The sequence below is a fragment of the Pedobacter paludisoli genome, assembly GCF_052344095.1.
GTDB lineage: Bacteria > Bacteroidota > Bacteroidia > Sphingobacteriales > Sphingobacteriaceae > Pedobacter.
The window spans coordinates 2090972-2111385 of record NZ_CP179926.1 but is presented as its reverse complement, the minus strand read 5'-3'; the positions used below and the strand labels follow the sequence as shown (position 1 = coordinate 2111385).

The 20414-nt window shown below is 39.1% G+C and carries 11 protein-coding genes; 10 read left to right on the top strand and 1 reads right to left on the bottom strand.

Annotation, left to right across the window (positions count from 1 at the left end):
• Positions 1–244: 244 nt before the first annotated feature.
• The 6 genes from ACJVDK_RS08510 to ACJVDK_RS08485 all read left to right on the top strand — a co-directional run bounded on the left by ACJVDK_RS08510 (position 245) and on the right by ACJVDK_RS08485 (position 14919).
• Complete coding sequence (locus ACJVDK_RS08510; RefSeq protein ID WP_443939850.1) at positions 245–895, top strand: response regulator; 651 nt, start codon at positions 245–247, stop codon at positions 893–895.
• Between the two features lie 411 nt (positions 896–1306).
• Positions 1307–6430, top strand: a complete 5124-nt coding sequence (locus tag ACJVDK_RS08505; RefSeq protein ID WP_443939849.1) for a gliding motility-associated C-terminal domain-containing protein — start codon at positions 1307–1309, stop codon at positions 6428–6430.
• A gap of 108 nt (positions 6431–6538) precedes the next feature.
• A complete protein-coding gene (locus ACJVDK_RS08500) occupies positions 6539–7417 on the top strand; it encodes a PorP/SprF family type IX secretion system membrane protein (protein WP_443939848.1) in 879 nt (292 codons plus the stop codon).
• 528 nt (positions 7418–7945) lie between these two features.
• The gene (locus ACJVDK_RS08495) at positions 7946–13108 is read left to right on the top strand and encodes a gliding motility-associated C-terminal domain-containing protein (RefSeq protein ID WP_443939847.1); all 5163 of its coding nucleotides are present in this window, start codon (positions 7946–7948) and stop codon (positions 13106–13108) included.
• 86 nt (positions 13109–13194) lie between these two features.
• Positions 13195–14073: a PorP/SprF family type IX secretion system membrane protein gene (locus tag ACJVDK_RS08490; RefSeq protein ID WP_443939846.1), complete on the top strand. Its 879-nt coding sequence runs from the start codon at positions 13195–13197 to the stop codon at positions 14071–14073.
• Between the two features lie 195 nt (positions 14074–14268).
• Positions 14269–14919, top strand: a complete 651-nt coding sequence (locus tag ACJVDK_RS08485) for a response regulator transcription factor (RefSeq protein ID WP_443939845.1) — start codon at positions 14269–14271, stop codon at positions 14917–14919.
• Positions 14920–14967: 48 nt separating this feature from the next.
• Here the strand turns inward: ACJVDK_RS08485 and purN are convergent, their stop codons facing one another.
• A complete protein-coding gene (gene purN / locus ACJVDK_RS08480; RefSeq protein ID WP_443939844.1) occupies positions 14968–15546 on the bottom strand; it encodes a phosphoribosylglycinamide formyltransferase in 579 nt (192 codons plus the stop codon).
• A 243-nt stretch (positions 15547–15789) separates the two neighbouring features.
• Between purN and rpsT the strand changes: the two genes are divergently transcribed.
• From rpsT to pheT, 4 genes are all read left to right on the top strand, one after another.
• A complete protein-coding gene (gene rpsT / locus ACJVDK_RS08475; protein ID WP_443939843.1) occupies positions 15790–16044 on the top strand; it encodes a 30S ribosomal protein S20 in 255 nt (84 codons plus the stop codon).
• A gap of 71 nt (positions 16045–16115) precedes the next feature.
• Positions 16116–16814 carry a RadC family protein gene (gene radC / locus ACJVDK_RS08470; RefSeq protein ID WP_443939842.1) on the top strand — a complete coding sequence of 233 codons (699 nt, stop codon included), beginning with the start codon at positions 16116–16118 and terminating at the stop codon, positions 16812–16814.
• Positions 16815–16975: 161 nt separating this feature from the next.
• Positions 16976–17815: an endonuclease/exonuclease/phosphatase family protein gene (locus ACJVDK_RS08465; protein WP_443939841.1), complete on the top strand. Its 840-nt coding sequence runs from the start codon at positions 16976–16978 to the stop codon at positions 17813–17815.
• Positions 17816–17992: 177 nt separating this feature from the next.
• Positions 17993–20392, top strand: coding sequence for a phenylalanine--tRNA ligase subunit beta (gene pheT, locus ACJVDK_RS08460; protein ID WP_443939840.1), 2400 nt, complete (start codon positions 17993–17995; stop codon positions 20390–20392).
• Positions 20393–20414 lie beyond the last annotated feature (22 nt).

The following is a 20414-nucleotide window of genomic DNA, read 5'->3' as shown; positions in this document are numbered from 1 at the left end:
ACTGAAAATTTTGAGCCGCAAAGGTAGGTAAATAGGATGACTAATTATGTATTTCTACGCTAAAATTATGATGTTTATCTTAGTTGATAAATAACTTAGTAATTTTACTAAAATATCAATCAGAAAAATGGAATTTAGCTTTAAATAGCAGATTCATAGGGTTTGGAATCTTTATAAGATATAAATTAGATGTGTTAAATTATGCGTGTTTGTTTAACTTCGACAAATATATTAACCAAATAGTATGAATATTTCGATAATCGAAGATCATAAGTTATTATCAAGTTTACTTCGCATGTCATTAAAGAATGTCGATTCTATCAATGGAATAGAGATTTATAGCGAGGCAGAGCAATTTTTTAATGAAATAGAAACGAAGCAAACTGATCTATTGATTACCGATATTCTTTTACCTGATTTGAATGGATTGGAGGTTATTCGCCGAGTAAGATCAATCAAAACTTCGGAAGCTCTCAAAATTTTGGTACTCTCATCTGTTGATGATGTTATTGTTATAAATGCTGCACTGAGAGCCGGAGCAAACGGCTATTTGTTTAAAGGTGTTAGACGTGCAGAATTGCTGAAGGCAATTCAATTTGTTGCCGAAGAAAATAAACGGAAATATATTAGTGCTTCTTTGAAAGATGTACTTCGGGAATCGAAAAAGGTAGAAACAACCAAATTTGAATTGTCCAATCGCCAAATGCTTGTTCTAAAAGAACTCTGTAATGGGAAAAATGTAAAGGAGATTGCTCAAAATTTCGACCTGAGTGTTCATACAATTCAAGGCTACGTTAAACAAATTATGCGGAAAATGGGCGTGTCTCGTCTTCCGGATTTAATTTTAAAAGCGCTACAATATAAACTTGTTGAAGTGGGAATAGAGGAGCTTTAGAAAACGCATTATCTAATCAATTAACTTTCAGTAAATGCCTTCCTAAACCACAATTAATTATTATCGTTTTGTGGCAACAATTGATCAATTTTTTTTAAAATCATTCCACTCTAGATTTTTATGTTTTTTTTAAAAATAAATTGGAGTTAATCAAATTGACAGGTAATAGACATGCTGTTTTTGCGTGAAAAAGTACTTTTAAGCCGTTTAAGTAAATATTTGATTAGGTTAAGTGAAGTGAAAAAGTATACTGTGTTTATGTGTTAGTAGTTTTATTACTACACTGTTATCATGGTAATTGTTGGTTGATTTAGGGGTTAAAGAAGTGGTTTTTCAATAGGCAATTTTGCAGGATAATATTGCATTATGAAAAAAAACATCTTTTTACTTTACTTCTTTTGCCTTTTGTTAATGACGGTAAATTCCGCGTACGCGCAAAGCGTGTCTGGAACAGCTTCAACTACAAGTTGTTTAGGCGGTGGTACGATTACAGCAAGCTCAACAGGTTTGGGTGCTGCTCCTGAATATCAATTAATACTTGGAGCAAATGTGATTGCTCCAGCACCAGGAGATGAAAATGTTTTTACAACCAGTCCGGTTTTTTCAGGACTTTACAAGGGTGATTATATTCTAAGAGCGCGGCAAGCAGGTTTTGGAACTATCTATTTGAGTAGTGTTATTCGAGTAGATAATAATTACACCACCATGGATGTGGTCGCCCCAACAGTAACTACGCTTTGTGCAAATGGTACAATGGCAGCACTTACTGCTACAGTTACAGGAGGAAAAGGGCCTTATACGTATGTACTTAAAGATCAAAATAATACAACTGTAATAGATGCAGGTATTACTTCAGTTGCTACTAGTCATACTTTTTCTGCTCAACCAGTGGGTAGCTATTTAGTAAATGTAACAGATGCTTGTGGTTCAACAGTTGTTGCTGCAGGCTCTGTAGCTCAAGTTAGTTCGGTTTTATCTAACTATAGGCCGGTGGCTACTGCAACAGTGGCATCACCTAGCAATTGTGCTTTAGGTTATGCGGTCGTGCTTGATGCACCAAAAAATGAAAGTAGCGATGTTGACATGGAAGATGCAGACCGAGCAAATTTTACCTATCAACTTGAATTTAATGGTGTTTTATACGGTGATGGAGGTAGCGGTATACTAGTAGCAGGAGGGCCAGGTATTGCACTTCCATCAGGAACCAATACACTTACCTTTCCAGTGCCGGCTGGAATAAGTTCTATAGCACTTTTACAGGCTTCCAATCCCAGGATTATTTTAGAGGACGGATGTGGAGGGACAAAAGCAGTGAACATAGATGTTCAGGCCTTCGTTAATGTATATAGGGTAAGTTGTACCAATTCAGATATGAGTTTAGTTGCTTGGGGCTCACTTTTGTGTTACCCGGCTACGGCTACTTTTGTAAATGATGCTGATCCTTCAGATACGCATACGTTTACATTGACATCTGGCACGCAAGCAATTTCGGGCTTAGACTTGGATGCTACTTATACCTATACTTTTGTGGATGGTTCGGGCTTTACATGGGTAGGCTCAACCACCAATCTACTGATGAATTCGGCTTTTAATGTAACACAAACCGCTTTAGGAAACTCGTTTTCACGCGAAGCCTTTAATTATGGCAAACTATCTTTAACGTTTAGTAGTCATGATGATAGCACTCCTTTTACTTTTCAAGTGCTGGCTTCTGACAATCCATTGGTTGCGGTAGGTTATACAGGGAGTGAAAATCCAGCACCAGAAGCAGAATTACATAATCCCGGTACAAGTTCAAACCCATTGTTGGCTTATTATTGGCCAAAAGGAAATTATACGCTTCGGGTTACCAGTCCGTGCGGCACTACGGATGTAAATGTAACAGTAGGAGGATATTATTCTACCCTTTCACAGGGCACAACGGCTGCGGTTTGCGGTGGATTTAATTATACCATGAACGGTGTTTTTGATGTTCCTAGCGAATATGAAGCAATTGTTGTATCAGGACCTTCTAGTGTGGGGCTTACGCAAAATTTAGCCAGTTCAAGTGCTTCTTTACCTTTCCAAAATTTACCCTATGGAACGTATACCTTTGGTCTTCGCCTTAAAGGAGGAACAACCATTCTTTTGCAAGAAACCGTAACCTTTACTGTTGATAATGTAATCGTAATTAATCAGCCACAAACGGGGGGATATGTGTGTACGGCCGGAAGTAATTCAGGAGTGCTTTACATTAATGCTGCTTCTAATGCTCCAGCACCGAATAATGTGTTGAGCTATGCCTTGAGTTTAGACGGAGGGCTTACGTATGGTCCCTATCAAAGTAGCAATACCTTTACTGGATTAACCAATCAATCGTACTACTATAAAATAACAGATCTTTGCGGGGATGAAATTATTCGTCAGGCACAAGTTGGTGTAGCAACGAGTCCAATCGCCGTTGCTGATGGAATTTATACACCCGCTTCGTTTTGTTCTAAGACTTCAGGGACGATTCAATTGGATGTGGATGTAGTTGGGGCTGCATCTTATCTATGGACAGGTCCTGGTATTACCGCGGCTAATCAGAATTTAAAGAATCCTGTTGTAAATTACAGCGATATGTCTAGTGCAGCTCCGAATGCATATACCTGTACGGTAACCTTTGGGGCTCCTTGTAATTCAACAGGAGTAGCAAGTATCGATATTAACTTAATTAAGACAAATTTAGTTATAACCAACCCGGCTCCACAATGTACAGGAGGGGCGGTTGATTTAACTGCAGCTGCCATTACAGCAGGAAGTGATGCAGGTTTAACATATACGTACTTTACTGATGCAGCAGGAACAATTCCATTGGCTAATCCTAACGCTGTTACCGCAGCAGGAACCTATTATATAAAAGCAGTTGGACTTGTTTGTAGTACTATAGAGCCTGTAGATGTTACTTTTAAAACTCAATTAACGGCTCAAATTAGTTACCCTAATGCTTCTTACTGTAAGAATGGTACCGCGAATGTAACCTTGGTTGGCGATGGCGGCGGGGTTTATTCAAGCGATGCCGGTTTAATAATAGATCCACAAACGGGGACTGTAGATTTATCGGCCAGTACAGTTGGACCGCATGTTGTAACGTATTCGTATGGAGCAAGTGCATGCGGCGTTCCTGCCACTACCAACATTACAATAGAGACTGTACAAGCTCCTAATGCTTCGATTACAGCGCTTGCAAATTGCACCAACGTAAACGGAACATTGGAAATTACTCCAGTAGCGGGGATGGAATATAGTATTGATGGAGGAGCAACGTATAGCTCAACTACGAGTTATCAAGTACCGGTAGGCGCTTATTCGATAAAGGCACGTAATGCATCGGGTTGTGAAAGTGCAGCCGCAACTTTGACCATGACCTCAACAAACAATACCCCTCCAACGAGCATAAGCTATGGTGCAGCTTCATTTAATGCCGTTGGTACGGCATCGGTTACTGTAACAGGAGCTCAGACAGGAACGTATTCAGCGCTTCCAGCCGGATTGAGTATCAATCCAACAACGGGTGAAATCAATTTAGCGGCTAGTACTCCAAACCAAACCTATATTGTTACGTATAATTATGCGTACGGTACTTGTACGGGTGCTGTCATTACAACGGTTACAGTAAATGCTACGGCAACTGGTATCAGTTACCCTCAAGCAGCATATTGTGCCCGCGGAACAGCTGCTGTTCAAGTTAGCGGTGTAACAGGTGGGACATTTAGCGCAAGTCCTGCGGGCTTGGTAATAAACGCTCAGACTGGCGAATTGTCATTAGCGGCCAGCACACCAGGAACGTATACAGTTACCTATTCTTATGTGGATGGAGCTTTACCTGCTAGTGTCAATACAACCGTGGTAGTAAACCCATTAACGGTAATGCCTGTTTTAGCGAATGTGTTAGCTGAATGTAGTGTGGCGAGTATTCCTGCACCAACGGTTAACGATGCTTGTTCAGGTTCAGTTACTGCAAGCACAAACACAGTTTTTCCGATTACTACAGCAGGTACAACGGTAGTCACCTGGACGTTTGATTACGGTAGTGGATATACGCAAACAGTAACCCAAAATGTAATTATTCAAGATGTTACTCCACCAGTAGCCCCTGTTTTAGCGAATGTTACTGGCGTGTGTTCGGCTACTGTAACGGCACCTACTACTACGGATAATTGTAATGGCGTTATTACCGGAACCACCACCAACCCACTAACCTACAATACACCAGGTACATATGTGGTAACTTGGACTTTTAGAGATGTAGCGGGGAATGTTACAACAGCAACCCAAAATGTGATTGTTCAAGCACTTGCGATACCAGTGGTTACTGTTAGCGCTCAGCCAAGTTGTGCGGTAGCTACGGGAACAATCAATATTACTCCGGTGAGTGGTTTAAGTTACAGCGTAGATGGAGGAGGCTATAGTGCAACAACTGTTTATAACTTGCCTTCAGGAAACCATACGGTAACCGCACGAAATGCGCAAGGATGTGTTAGTAACGCAGCTACGGTAACGATTAATGCACAACCAGCTTTACCGGTTGCGACTATCAATTATGTAGGAAGTCCTTTCCAGGCAACGGGAACTGTATCGGTAAGCCTTACGGGCCAAACCGGAGGAACCTATAGTGCTTCACCAGCAGGCTTATCAATTAATCCGAGTACGGGGGAAATTAATTTAGCAGCCAGTACGCCAAATCAGAGCTATGTTGTAACGTATTCGTTTAGTAATGGAAACTGTAGTTCGACTACAAGTACAACTGTTCAGTTAAATTCAACACCTGCGTCAATCGTTTATCCAAAAAATAAATTTTGTGCAGTAGGTCGCGAAACTGTGGTGATAACAGGTCCGAAAGGCGGCGAATTCTCTGCTAATAATCCGGGTCTGATTATCGATAAGAACACAGGGACAATCGATTTATCGGATAGTAAACCGGGTAATTATCTTATTACCTATACGTATCAAGATGGTAGTATTACCTCAACTGCAGAATTTCCAATTCAAGTAGAAGCTTTACCAGTAGTAAATATTGATTTAGGTAATACGGCAGAGATAAGTAAAGGAGATGTTTTAGTTATAAGAGCATCAGGAGGAGTAAGTTACGAATGGGTTGGTCCGGATATTCAGAGTGGAAAAAATAGTAGCGATGTAACGGTTCGTCCAAGAGAAACAACCACGTATAGTGTAACGGTTACCAATGCCGCAGGTTGTTTGGATGTTGCGTCGATCAAAGTAATTGTAAATGAAGATGTAAAATTAATTCCGAATAATGTAATTACTCCGAATGGGGATGGAAAGAATGACGTTTGGGTAATTCAAAATATCGATTATTACCCAAAAAATAAAGTAAGTATCTACGATAGGGCCGGTAGAAAAGTATTCGGAGCAGTAGGCTACCAAAACAACTGGGATGGTACCTACAACGGGATGCTGTTGGCAGAAGATGCATATTTCTATGTGATAGATTTAGGAAATAACCTCGGTTTAAAGAGAGGATCAATTTCAATTATCAGAGATTCAAAATAATAAAAACATCAAGGATTAGCAGACATCTTAAAAAATGTATTAGCTAATCCTTGATTTTAAAAAAAAAATTGTCCGCAAGCAACAACAGCTTGTTAAAATAAAAGTAAGATGAGAAAAGTTTTTACAATGGTACTTTTTCTTTTGATAGGAAAGGTAGGTTTTAGTCAAATAAATCCCTTAGGAAGTATGTATTATCAAAATCCATACGTTTTAAACCCGGCCATGGGGGGGATTGAAGAAGGATGGGAGCTGAACGGTGCATTAAAAGCACAATGGACGGCAATTGATGGAGCGCCATTAATGCAATCTATAACAGCTGCATACGGTAGCGAACGAAAAACGGGCTTTGGTATGTCCTTTTTTAAGGATGCAGCTGGGGTAATCAGCCGTACGAGTTTTAAAGCAAGTTATGCGTATCATTTGCCATTAAATCGAAATGGTTCATTTTTGGACTTTGGTTTAGCTGGCGGTGTGTTAGATGAATATTTAGATTTACAACGCGTGCGTGGCGATTTGGGAGATTTGTCGTTAAGTAACTATAATACGCGTGGTTTGTATTTCGATGCGGATTTTGGGGTGGCATTTAGGACGGATAGGATTACGCTTCAAGGGGTATTACCAAATTTGAAACGGTTTTTAGGTCGAGATCAAATACGAAATATAGCGGATAGAGCTTTGTATATGGTAGGGGGTAGATATAAATTTATCAATGAAGGAGCTGTAATACATGTGATAGAACCTATGGTTATGTATCGCTCGGTAGAGAATTATAAAGATATTATAGATGCAGGTGCAAATTTTCAGTTTTTTGAAGACAAGCTTATGTTGAGTGGAATTTATCACAGTACCAACAGTGTGACTTTTGGCGCCGGTACTGTTTATAAAAATCGTCTTTCAATATTAACCCAGTATACAACCAATACATCCGATCTTCAAGGATATAGTAATGGTGAGTTTGAAATCTCACTTAAGTATAATTTTAGATAGAATTTCAATTGAATAATGAATCATAAATAAAGGTTGAAATAGGATCTTACATTGATTAAAGTTTTCTCTTTAAAGTCTGGTAATGAGTAATTATTAGAATGGCAGTTTTCAATCAGGAAACTGCTTTTTTTATGAAAGGACATTTTAAGGTATTGAAACAAGATTATAAGAAGAGATGATGGGGTGTAAGGAACGCTGTGTCGATTTTCTAATTGATAGTCTTTGGAAGCTGATTGATAGCTGAGCTTGTTGATTTCCTGTTCTTTTGCTAAGGCTTTTTTATTTATGGCTATTGTAATGTTTATTGGTGTGATTAATATTTTCTATTTGTATTTTTTAAGATACCATTCGTATTGGTGTAACTAGAACGTTTTAGCAATACGTTGGATTGTTTGTTCTTTAATTTATTTCTTAGTTAAGTTGTTGATACATAGTTTTTTTTGAAGTTTGTGTATTGATATTAATGTTTTTTTTTAATTATATTTATGTAGTTTTTGTATTCTTATTGTATGTTAAATTATAATTAATATGAAGGTAAAAGTGTACTATTATTTAGTTATGTTTTGTTCTTTTCTATTGCTAATGGGGAGCGTTGCAAAAGCACAAACAGTCTCGGGGACGGCGTCAACTACAAGTTGTTTAGGCGGCGGTACGATTACGGCAAGCTCAACAGGTTTGGGTGCTGCTCCTGAATATCAATTGTTACTTGGAGCAAATGTTATTGCTCCAGCACCGGGAGATGCGACTGTCTTTACCACGAATCCGGTTTTTTCAGGGCTTTTGTCTGGTACGTATATTCTAAGAGCGCGGCAAGATGGCTTTGGAACACCCGTGTTGAGTACTCCCATTGTGGTAAACAATAATTACACGTCCATGAATGTGGTTGCTCCAACAGTAACTACATTATGTGCAAGTGGTACAGCGCAACTTACTGCTACGGTTACAGGAGGTAAAGGGCCTTATACGTATGTACTAAAAGATCAAAATAATACAACTGTAATAGATGCAGGTATTACCTCAGCTGCTACTAGTTATACTTTTTCTTCCGCTCTACCAGTGGGTAGCTATATAGTAAATGTAACAGATGCTTGTGGTTCAACCGTTGTTGCTGCAGGCTCTGTAGCTCAAGTTAGTTCGGTTTTATCTAACTATAGGCCGGTGGCTACTGCTACATTGACATCGGCAGGTAATTGTGCTTTAGGTTATTCGGTCGTGCTTGATGCACCAAAAAATGAAAGTAGCAATCTGGAGATGCCAGATGCAGACAGAACAAATTTTAAATATAAACTTGAATTTAATGGTGTTTTATACGGTGATGGAGGTAGCGGTACACTAGTAGCAGGAGGGCCAGGTATTGCACTTCCATCAGGAACCAATACACTTACCTTTCCAGTGCCGGCTGGAATAAGTTCTATAGGAGCTTTACAGGCTTCCAATCCCAGAATTATTTTAGAGGACGGATGTGGAGGGACAAAAGCAGTGAACATAGATGTTCAAGCCTTCGTTAATGTATACAGGGTAAGTTGTACCAATTCAGATATGAGTTTGGTTGCTTGGGGCTCACTTTTGTGCTACCCGGCTACGGTTACTTTTGTCGGTTCTTCAGGTACGCATGTATATACATTGACATCTGGCACGCAAACCGTTTCGGGTTTAACCATGGGCGTTACATATAGCTATACTTTTGTAGATGGTTCGGGCTATACAACGACAGGTACAACCGGAACTCTACTGATGAATCCGGTTTTTGATGTGACACAAACTGTTTTAACAAACTCGTTTTCACGCGAAGCCTTTAATTATGGAAAACTCTCTCTAAGCTTTAATAGTTACGATGGTAGCACTCCTTTTACTTTTCAAGTGCTGGCTTCTGACAATCCGTTGGTTGCTGTAGGTTATACAGGGAGTGAAAATTCAGCACCAGAAGCAGAATTACATAATCCAGGTACAAGTTCAAATCCATTGTTGGCTTATTATTGGCCAAAAGGAAATTATACGCTTCGGGTTACCACGCCTTGTGGTACTGATGATGTAAATGTAACAGTAGGAGGATATTATTCTACGCTTTCGCAGGGCACTACAACTGCGGTTTGCGGTGGATTTAATTATACCATGAACGGCGTTTTTGATGTTCCTAGCGAATATGAAGCAATTGTTGTATCAGGACCTTCCAGTGTGGGGCTTACCCAAAATTTAGCCAGTACAAGTGCTTCCTTACCTTTCCAAAATTTACCCTATGGAACGTATACCTTTGGTCTTCGCCTTAAAGGAGGAACAACCATTCTTTTGCAAGAAACCGTAACCTTTACTGTTGATAATGTAATCGTAATTAATCAGCCACAAACGGGGGGATATGTGTGTACGGCCGGAAGTAATTCAGGAGTGCTTTACATTAATGCGGCTTCTAATGCTCCAGCACCAAATAATGTGTTAAGCTATGCCTTGAGTTTAGATGGAGGGCTTACGTATGGTCCTTATCAAAGCAGCAATACCTTTACTGGATTAACCAATCAATCATACTACTATAAAATAACGGACCTTTGTGGGAATGAAATTATCCGTCAGGCACAAGTTGGTGTAGCAACGAGTCCAATCGCCATTGCTGACGGACTATATACGCCTACTTCATTTTGTTCTAAGACTTCAGGAACGATTCAATTGGATGTGGATGTAGTTGGGGCTGCATCTTATCTATGGACAGGTCCTGGTATTACCGCGGCTAATCAGAATTTAAAGAACCCTGTTGTAAATTATAGCGACTTGTCTAGTGCAGCTCCGAATGTATTTACTTGTACGGTAGTCTTTGCAGCTCCTTGTAATTCAACCGGAGTAGCAAATATGATTATTAACTTAATTAAGACAAATTTAGTTGTAACCAATCCGGCTCCACAATGTACAGGAGGGTCGGTTGATTTAACTGCAGCTGCCATTACAGCAGGAAGTGATGCAGGTTTAACCTATACGTACTTTACTGATGCAGCAGGAACAATTCCATTGGCTAATCCTAACGCCGTTACCGCAGCAGGAACCTATTATATAAAAGCAGTTGGACTTGTTTGTAGTACTATAGAGCCTGTAGATGTTACTTTTAAAACTCAATTAACGGCTGTAATTAGTTACCCTAATGCTTCTTATTGTAAGAATGGTACCGCGAATGTAACCTTGGTTGGCGATGGCGGCGGGGTTTATTCAGGCGATGCCGGTTTAATAATAGATCCACAAACGGGGGCTGTAGATTTAGCTGCCAGTACAGTTGGAACGCATGTTGTAACATATTCGTATGGAGCAAGTGCATGCGGCGTTCCTGCTACTACTAACATTACGATAGAGACAGTACAAGCTCCTAATGCTTCGATTACAGCGCTTGCAAATTGCACCAACGTAAACGGAACATTGGAAATTACTCCGGTAGCGGGGATGGAATATAGTATTGATGGAGGAGCAACGTATAGCTCAACTACGAGTTATCAAGTACCGGTAGGCGCTTATTCGATAAAAGCTAGAAATGCCTTGGGTTGTGAAAGTGCAGCCGCAACTTTGACCATGACCTCAACAAACAATACCCCTCCAACGAGTATAAGCTATGGTGCAGCTTCATTTAATGCCGTTGGTACGGCATCGGTTACTGTAACAGGAGCTCAGACAGGAACGTATTCAGCGCTTCCAGCCGGATTGAGTATCAATCCAACAACGGGTGAAATCAATTTAGCGGCTAGTACTCCAAACCAAACCTATATTGTTGCATATAATTATGCGTACGGTACTTGTACGGGTACTGTCATCACAACGGTTACAGTAAATGCTACGGCAACTGGTATCAGTTACCCTCAAGCAGCATATTGTGCCCGCGGAACAGCTGCTGTTCAAGTTAGCGGTGTAACAGGTGGGACATTTAGCGCAAGTCCTGCGGGCTTGGTAATAAACGCTCAGACTGGCGAATTGTCATTAGCGGCCAGCACACCGGGAACGTATACAGTTACCTATTCTTATGTGGATGGAGCTTTACCTGCTAGTGTCAATACAACCGTGGTAGTAAACCCATTAACGGTAATGCCTGTTTTAGCGAATGTGTTAGCTGAATGTAGTGTGGCGAGTATTCCTGCACCAACGGTTAACGATGCTTGCTCAGGTTCAGTTACTGCAACCACAAACACAGTTTTTCCGATTACTACATCAGGTACAACGGTAGTCACCTGGACGTTTGATTACGGTAGTGGATATACGCAAACAGTAACCCAAAATGTAATTATTCAAGATGTCACTCCACCAGTAGCCCCTGTTTTAGCAAATGTTACAGGCGTTTGTTCCGCTACGGTAACAGCACCAACTACGACAGATAATTGTAATGGCGTTATTACCGGAACCACCACCAACCCACTAACCTACAATACACCAGGTACATATGTGGTAACTTGGACTTTTAGAGATGTAGCGGGGAATGTTACAACAGCAACCCAAAATGTGATTGTTCAAGCACTTGCGATACCAGTGGTTACTGTTAGCGCTCAGCCAAGTTGTGCGGTAGCTACGGGAACAATCAATATTACTCCGGTGAGTGGTTTAAGTTACAGCGTAGATAGAGGAGGCTATAGTGCAACAACTGTTTATAACTTACCTTCAGGAAACCATACGGTAACCGCACGAAATGCGCAAGGATGTGTTAGTAACGCAGCTACGGTAACGATTAATGCACAACCAGCCTTACCGGTTGCGACTATCAATTATGTAGGAAGTCCTTTCCAGGCAACGGGAACTGTATCGGTAAGCCTTACGGGCCAAACCGGAGGAACCTACAGTGCTTCACCAGCAGGCTTATCAATTAATCCGAGTACGGGGGCAATCAACTTAGCAACAAGCACACCGAATCAGAACTACGTGATAACATATACGTTTAGCAACGGTAGCTGTAGCTCAAGTACAACCACAACGATCAGAATCAACTCTACTCCGGCAACCATAGCATATGCGAGCGCAAATTATTGTCAAACCGGAACAGCTTCTGTTATACGTACAGGTCCTTCGGGAGGTGTATATAGTGCAAGCAATAGTGGACTAAGAATTAATGCAAGTACAGGAACAATCGACTTGGCTGCAAGTACACCAGGAAGTTACACTGTTACATATACCTACCAAGATGGGGTCACAGCAACCGCTACTACACAGATAATTGTTTTTCCAGTGCCTGTGGCTACAATTAATTTTGATGAGAATTCAACTGTTTCAAAAGGTGATGTGGTAACATTAACAGCAACAGGTGGTGTAAGTTATCAATGGGTAGGCCCTGATATTCAAAGTGGTCAGGGTACCAGCCGTTTAATTATTCGACCCAAACAAACAAGCAATTATACGGTCACAGTCACCAATGCAAATGGCTGTTTGTCTTCTAAAACAATCCGTGTAACGGTGGTTGAGGATGTTAAATTGGTGCCGAACAATGTAATTACACCTAATGGTGATGGTGTAAACGATACTTGGGTAGTTCCGAATATCGATTATTATCCAAACAATACCGTAACCATTTACGATAGGGCTGGTCGAAAAGTGTTTGGAGCAGTAAGCTACCAGAATAATTGGAATGGAACTGTAAATGGAGACCCGTTAAATGAAGGAGCTTATTACTATGTCATCGATTTAGGTAAGGGGATTGGGTTATTAAGAGGTTCCATTTCTTTAATACGACATACCCAGTAAAAGAAGTTCCGCATCGCTTAGCGAAGTAAGACGGTTTAACAGATATGAAAGATGTAGCATATTTAACAGAATAGAAATCATACTCCATGAAAAAGATATATATCCTATTTTTAATAACTGCGTTATCAAGCAGTGTATTTGGTCAAATAAATCCCTTGGGTAGCATATACTACCAAAACCCTTATGTTTTAAATCCCGCGATGGCTGGGCTAGAAAAAGGTTGGGAGTTGAATGGCGCACTAAAGGCGCAATGGACAGCAATAGAAGGCGCTCCTATTATGCAAAGTATAACAGCAGCGTATGGAGGGAAACGCATGGCTTTTGGAGTGAATTTTTATAACGACAAAGCCGGTGTACTAAATCGAACGAGTTTAAAAGGTACATACGCTTATCATTTACCATTGAATGATACGGGTACTTTTCTGGATTTTGGTTTGTCGGGAGGGATTTTAAGTGAATACATTGATTTTGCAAAAGTAAGAGCGGATTTAGGGGATGTATCCTTATTTGGTTATGGAGACCGCAAGTTGTATTTTGATGGAGATTTCGGAGTTACTTTTCGAACCAAAACATTGACACTTCAAACTGCTATACCGAATTTAAAACGTTTTTTCAAACATGATAACATTAGAAATGTGGCCGATAGGGCATTGTTCATGACATCAGCGGCATACAAATTTATCAATGAAGGAGCATCGGTACTTCAGGAGATAGAGCCATTGGTGATGTATAGGCGGGTAGAAAATTATGACGATATTGTGGATGTGGGGACGAATCTGCAGTTTTTTCAGAGAAAGTTGCAGATCAGTGGGATTTATCACACCACCAATAGTGTAACGATAGGAGCGGGAACTGTGTATCGCAAACAGCTATCCATATTAACCCAGTATACAACGAATACCTCAGACCTTCAAGGGTACAGCAACGGGGAGTTTGAAATTGCTCTCAAATATAATTTTAGATGAAAGTAAAATACTTATGTTTTTAAATCGTTTAGTTTATAATATGCTCGTTATTTGATATCCCAAAACGGGACTAATAGCTTACTTTTGTAGGAAATAAATCATAACCCTTTTAGTTTATCATTAAAACATCTCAATTAGTATGACTTTAAAATAAATTGACCTTTGCGTTAATTTTAGATTGGTAAAAGGTTGAATATGGATATTTGTATCATCGACAGTCATCAATTGCTGTCTGAATTATTAAAAATGTTGTTGCTGGATTCAGGTTTTGTAAAATCTGTCAACGTATATGATAATGCGGAGAAATTTTTTGCGCATCTGAAGGCTACTAAGCCTACTATTTTAATTACGGATATGGTAATCTCGGATATGACTGGAATACAATTGATTACCCAGATAAGGAAGCAAAAATCAAAATCTGAACTCAAGATAATTGTACTCACAAGCATTTCGAATCCGAATACGATACGTGAAGCATTTAAAAGTGGTGCAAATGGTTATCTGTGTAAAAATGCATCAACAGAGGAGTTTTTAGAAGCGCTAAAGTTTGTAGATAAAGAGGATAAAAAGCCTTATGTGGGGGAAAGTCTAAAAGAAATATTGGTGCAATCGCAATTGCTGGAAAGTAGTTCAGATGTTGTTTTGTCGCCGAGAGAAAAGGAATTATTACATCACGTTTGTTCTGGAAAGACCGTAAAGGAAATTGCAATCGAATTGGAGTTAAGTCCGAATACCATTCAAAGCTATATGCGGCAATTGATGTTTAAAATGGAAGTAAATAGAATGCCAGACTTAATTTTAAAAGCCATTGATCGAGGATTGTTTCTCCCAAATTCGCTAGCGTAATACATCAAAAAAAACGGCGATACATGGGTGTAGTGTATCGCCGTTTTTTTATTTTTTTATTTTCTTTACTAGATTTTCAACAACTTTTGGATAGTGAAGATGTTCCAGTTGTTGTCCCTTAAATTTTATCAGCTCTAAATTATCGCCAGGTTCTATTTTATAGCGCGCTTGGTAAATGTATTCTCCTTCATCGTAGTTTGCATCCACATAATGAATGGTAATTCCCCCTTCGCTATCGCCATTTGCCAGTACGGCGTTATGTACATGGTCGCCATACATACCTTTTCCACCATAAAGGGGTAGAAGTGCAGGGTGTATATTAATGATTCTGCCGGGATAGGCGTCAATTAAATGTTGTGGAACTAACCATAAAAATCCTGCTAAAACAATAAAGTCGATGTCAAGGTTTTTGAGTAAATCGATCACATTGTCTGTTTTGTAAAACTCGTTTTTGTCAAAAATATGGGTAGGTATCTCGAAATTATCTGCTCTTTGTAATACGAAAGCATCAGCGTTGTTGGTTAAAACAAGCGAAATTTCTATATCGTTACTACGTTTAAAATACTCCATCAGTTTTTGAGCATTGGAACCAGAACCTGAAGCAAAAATGGCAATTCGTTTTTTCACAATAGATTTTTTTCTTCAAAAATAGCATTTTATGCCTGTATTTGAAGGGGAAATTAAATTTTATTAGAATATGTGGTTATTAGTAAGATACGAAAAAAAGCTGTATTTTTGTGCTTTGTTTATTGGAAGAAAAATAATCAAATAAAAAAATGAAAAGTGTTTTGTAAAATCAAAACATTAATCCTATATTTGCAACCCGAATTATAGGAAAACGATTAAGAAAATATAAAAGGCTAAATAGAAATGGCAAATCATAAATCTTCATTAAAAAGAATTAGAGCAAACGCAACAAAACGTTTACGTAACAGATATCAGGCAAAAACTACTCGTACCTTTATTAAAAGATTACGTGCATCAGAAGATAAAAAAACAGCTTCTGAATTATTGCCTAAAGTGATCTCTATGTTAGATCGTTTAGCTAAGAAAAATGTAATCCACAAAAACAAAGCGGCAAACAATAAATCAAAATTAACGAAATTCGTTAACGGTTTAAAATAAGCCAAATTTTTTTACGATATTAGTCAGAAGGCATCCCAACCAAATTGGGGTGCCTTTTTTATTGTAAAAAAATGGAAAACGATCATTTAAAACTTGGTATAAAGAGTTGGGCAGAAGAAGATAGACCGCGTGAAAAGCTCCTAACTCACGGACGTAGATACCTCACAGATGCTGAATTAATTGCGATTTTAATTGGTTCTGGGAATAGAACAGAAACAGCCGTCGATTTAAGTAAACGTATTTTGGCTACCTATGAAAATAATTTGGCAAAATTGGGGCGGGCCTCTATTCAAGAATTATCAAGATTTAGAGGAATAGGAGAAGCGAAAGCGATTTCAATTACCGCTGCGCTAGAACTCGGTCTTCGCAGAAAAGAAGAAAATGGTTTAGAACAAGTAAAGGTTAGTTCGTCGTCCGATGCTTTTCGTTATTTACGTTCCACCTTTTCAGATCTCAATCACGAAGAATTTTGGATTCTGGTGCTTAGTCGTTCAGGAAATATTGTAAGTAAACAACTAATAAGTAAGGGTGGCCAAGCCGGAACCATTGCTGATCCTAAAGTGATTTTCAAAGTAGCACTCCAAAACAATGCCGCAAGCATTATTTTAGCACATAATCATCCCTCAGGGAACTTAAAACCTAGCGCCGCTGATATAAAGTTGACCCGACAATTAGTTGCTGGTGGCGACTTGTTAAGCTTAAGTGTGGCTGATCATTTAATTTTTGCTGATCAACAATATTACAGTTTTCGAGATAATGATGCAATGTAATCACATCGGAATCAAGTATGAATCTATTTTCTATAAATTAACAGTGTCTTAATTTCAACATAACTGCATATGGGTATCTTTCGCCAGAAATTCTGCTCAATTTTCGGTTCAAATGCTGGCAAACGAGACATTGAAGGGGATTTCAAATTTGAATCGAAACTATGAAAATTTTAAAAATATTCGTCCTTTTATCACTAATCAATAGCGTGACGTTCGCACAACATGCATCTGAGCCAATCCATATACTCAGCTACAACATTCGTTTAAACGTTGTTTCTGATGGTATAAACGCCTGGCCAAACCGTAAAGAAAATGTGAAGGCTTTAATAAAGTTTCACGATGTGGATATATTGTGTGTACAAGAAGCCTTGCCAGAGCAATTTGATGACTTGTTAGCAGGAAGCAATTTCGATGTAGTAGGAGTTGGTAGAGATGATGGTAAGCGCAAAGGAGAGTTTTCGGCCATTTATTTTGATAAAGATCGCTTTCAGAAAAAAGAAGGCGGTACTTTTTGGCTATCAGAAACACCTGGAAAACCAAGCAAAGGATGGGATGCTGCTTTGAATAGGGTGTGCAGTTGGGTAAAATTGTTCGATAAAGAAAATAAGCGAACATTTATGGTGTTTAATACCCATTACGATCATGTTGGCGTGCAAGCAAGAATAGAATCAGCGAAGTTGATAAAACAAAAAATAGCAGAAATAGCGCCTAACTTGCCAGTGGTATTTACAGGCGATTTAAATGTAACTCCTGAAACGGAAGCTATTGCCACCATAAAGACTTTTCTGTATGATTCTAAGGAAGTTACAGGAGAGCCCCCTTATGGCCCTAATGGAACTTTTAATGGCTTTGATTTTAATAGCGATTTGAAAAATCGTATCGATTATATTTTCGTAAATCAGTCGTTTAGAGTTCAAAAGTATGCGGTTTTGACAGATAATAAAGATAAACGCTACTTTTCAGATCATTTACCAGTTTTTGTACAGCTTTTTTTTAAATAACGGTAATCAGTCAGATAACTGAAAAGAAAGCATGTTTTTTGTTGAATTTTCTCCTAAGATTTTGGGCTTTAACTTCCTGCTTTAGTCTTTAAATAATATCTTTGCCTTTTATAAAATTTTTGAATTGCATTTAGTGTTCGCATTAAATCGCAAGAGGCATATCTCAAATCGTAACAGATGAAAATATCATATAACTGGTTAAAACAATTCGTTCAAATAGATAAAACACCTAACGAACTTTCGTTAATATTGACGAATGTTGGTTTAGAAGTAGAAAGTGTAGAAAAAGTTCAACCGGTTATTGGTGGCTTAGAGGGCTTGGTTATTGGCGAAGTTTTAACCTGTGTGCAACACCCGAATGCCGATCGTTTAAGGATAACTACAGTCAATGTAGGGGCTACAGAAAATCTTCAGATTGTATGTGGGGCACCAAACGTGGCAGCAGGCCAAAAAGTAGTTGTGGCAACCGTTGGAACCACCGTTTATCCGTTAGAGGGTGAACCTTTTAAGATTAAAGAATCGAAAATTAGAGGCGAACTTTCGCAAGGGATGATTTGTGCAGAAGACGAAATTGGCTTAGGAAAAGGGCATGATGGCATTATGGTGCTTCCCGCTAATACGCAAGTAGGTGTATTGGCAAAAGAACATTTCAATATGGAAGACGACTATGTGTTCGAGATTGGATTAACGCCAAATCGTGCTGATGCTGCTTCTCATTTAGGTGTAGCAAGAGATTTAGCCGGTTATTTCCGTACGCAGTATACCCTGCCAGATTTGGCTTCTTTTAAGGTAGATAACGAAAATTTGGTTATCCCTGTAGCGGTTGAAGATGGAGCCGCTTGCCCGCGTTACAGCAGTTTGACTATTTCAGGCGTTACGGTTGCCGAATCGCCAGAGTGGCTAAAAGATAAATTAAAGGTAATTGGGGTACGCCCGATAAATAACGTGGTAGATGTTACCAACTTTGTGTTACATGGTTTAGGGCAGCCGATGCATGCATTTGATGCCGATAAAATTGCAGGAGCCAAAGTAGTGGTAAAGAAAGTGGTTGAAAATACTCCTTTTGTAACCTTAGACGATGTAGAACGTAAATTAAGTGCCGATGATTTGATGATTTGCAATGCCGAAGCGCCGATGTGTATTGCCGGTGTTTTTGGAGGAGCCTCATCAGGTGTGAGTGCCGAAACGAAAAACATTTTCTTAGAAAGCGCCTATTTCAATGCGGTTTCGGTTCGTAAAACAGCGAAACGCCACGGTTTAAAAACAGATTCATCTTTTCGTTTCGAACGCGGAACTGATCCAGAAATGACGGTTGTAGCGTTAAAGTACGCTGCTTTATTAATCAAAGAATTGGCAGGAGGTGAAATCTCATCATCCATTTCAGATATTTATCCAAACCCGATTCCGGCATTCGAGTTTGATGTGCAGTATGCCAATATTACAAAGTTAATCGGGGCCAATATCCCTTCAGAAGAAATTAAAGCAATTATTCTGGCACTAGGAATCGATGCTACGGCAGAAACGACGGAAGGTTTGTCGCTAAAAGTTCCAGCTTATAAAGTGGATGTAACGCGCGAATGCGATATTACGGAAGAAGTTTTACGTATTTACGGATATAACAACATCGAAATTCCTTCAAAAGTTAATGCATCCCTTTCGTATACGGTGAAACCGGATAAAGAAAATACACAAAATGTAATTGCTGATATGCTAACCGCAAATGGTTATGCAGAAATTTGGTGTAATTCCTTAACAAAATCGGCCTATTCAAAGAATCTTGATGAAGCCGTACATATTTTAAATCCATTAAGTAGCGATTTAAATGTGATGCGTCAAAACTTGTTGATGCCTGCTTTGGAAAGCGTTACGTACAACCAAAACAGAAAAAATCCAGATGTAAAGTTTTATGAGTTTGGAAAAACCTATCATTTAATTAACGGTGAATATGTGGAGCGTCCACGCTTATTGGTTTTACTTTCGGGAGCAAAACAAGCAGAGCAATGGAATCAGAACTCAAAACCAGCATCGTTTTATAACCTAAAGGCAGCGGTAGATGCTATTTTATCGCGTTTAGGAATTACCACGTATCAAACAGATAGTTTGAATACGGATGAGTTTGCATATGGAATCAAATATTTTCGAGGCAACAAGACCTTGGTAAGTTTTGGAGCAGCGACCAAGGCGGATAGAAAGCAAACGGATGTAAATGCAGAAGTATTCTATGCAGATTTTGATTGGGCTGCTTTATTAGACAGTGTTAAAAAGAACAAAATTGTCAACAAAGAAGTCTCTAAATATCCGCAAGTTCGTCGCGATTTATCGTTATTGATTGATCAAGCGGTTACATTCGAAAGCTTAAGAAGTATTGCGTTTAAAACGGATAAAAAGTTGATTAAGGAAGTTGGTGTGTTTGATGTGTACATGGGTGATAAATTACCAGCTGGAAAAAAATCATATGCCCTGAATTTTATTTTGCAAGATGAGGAGCAAACACTAACCGATAAGCAAATTGAGCAAACGATGCAAAAGTTAATTGGCAATTTAACCCAGCAAGCAGGTGCTGAGATTAGGAAATAAAATATAAATTCGTATTTTTAAA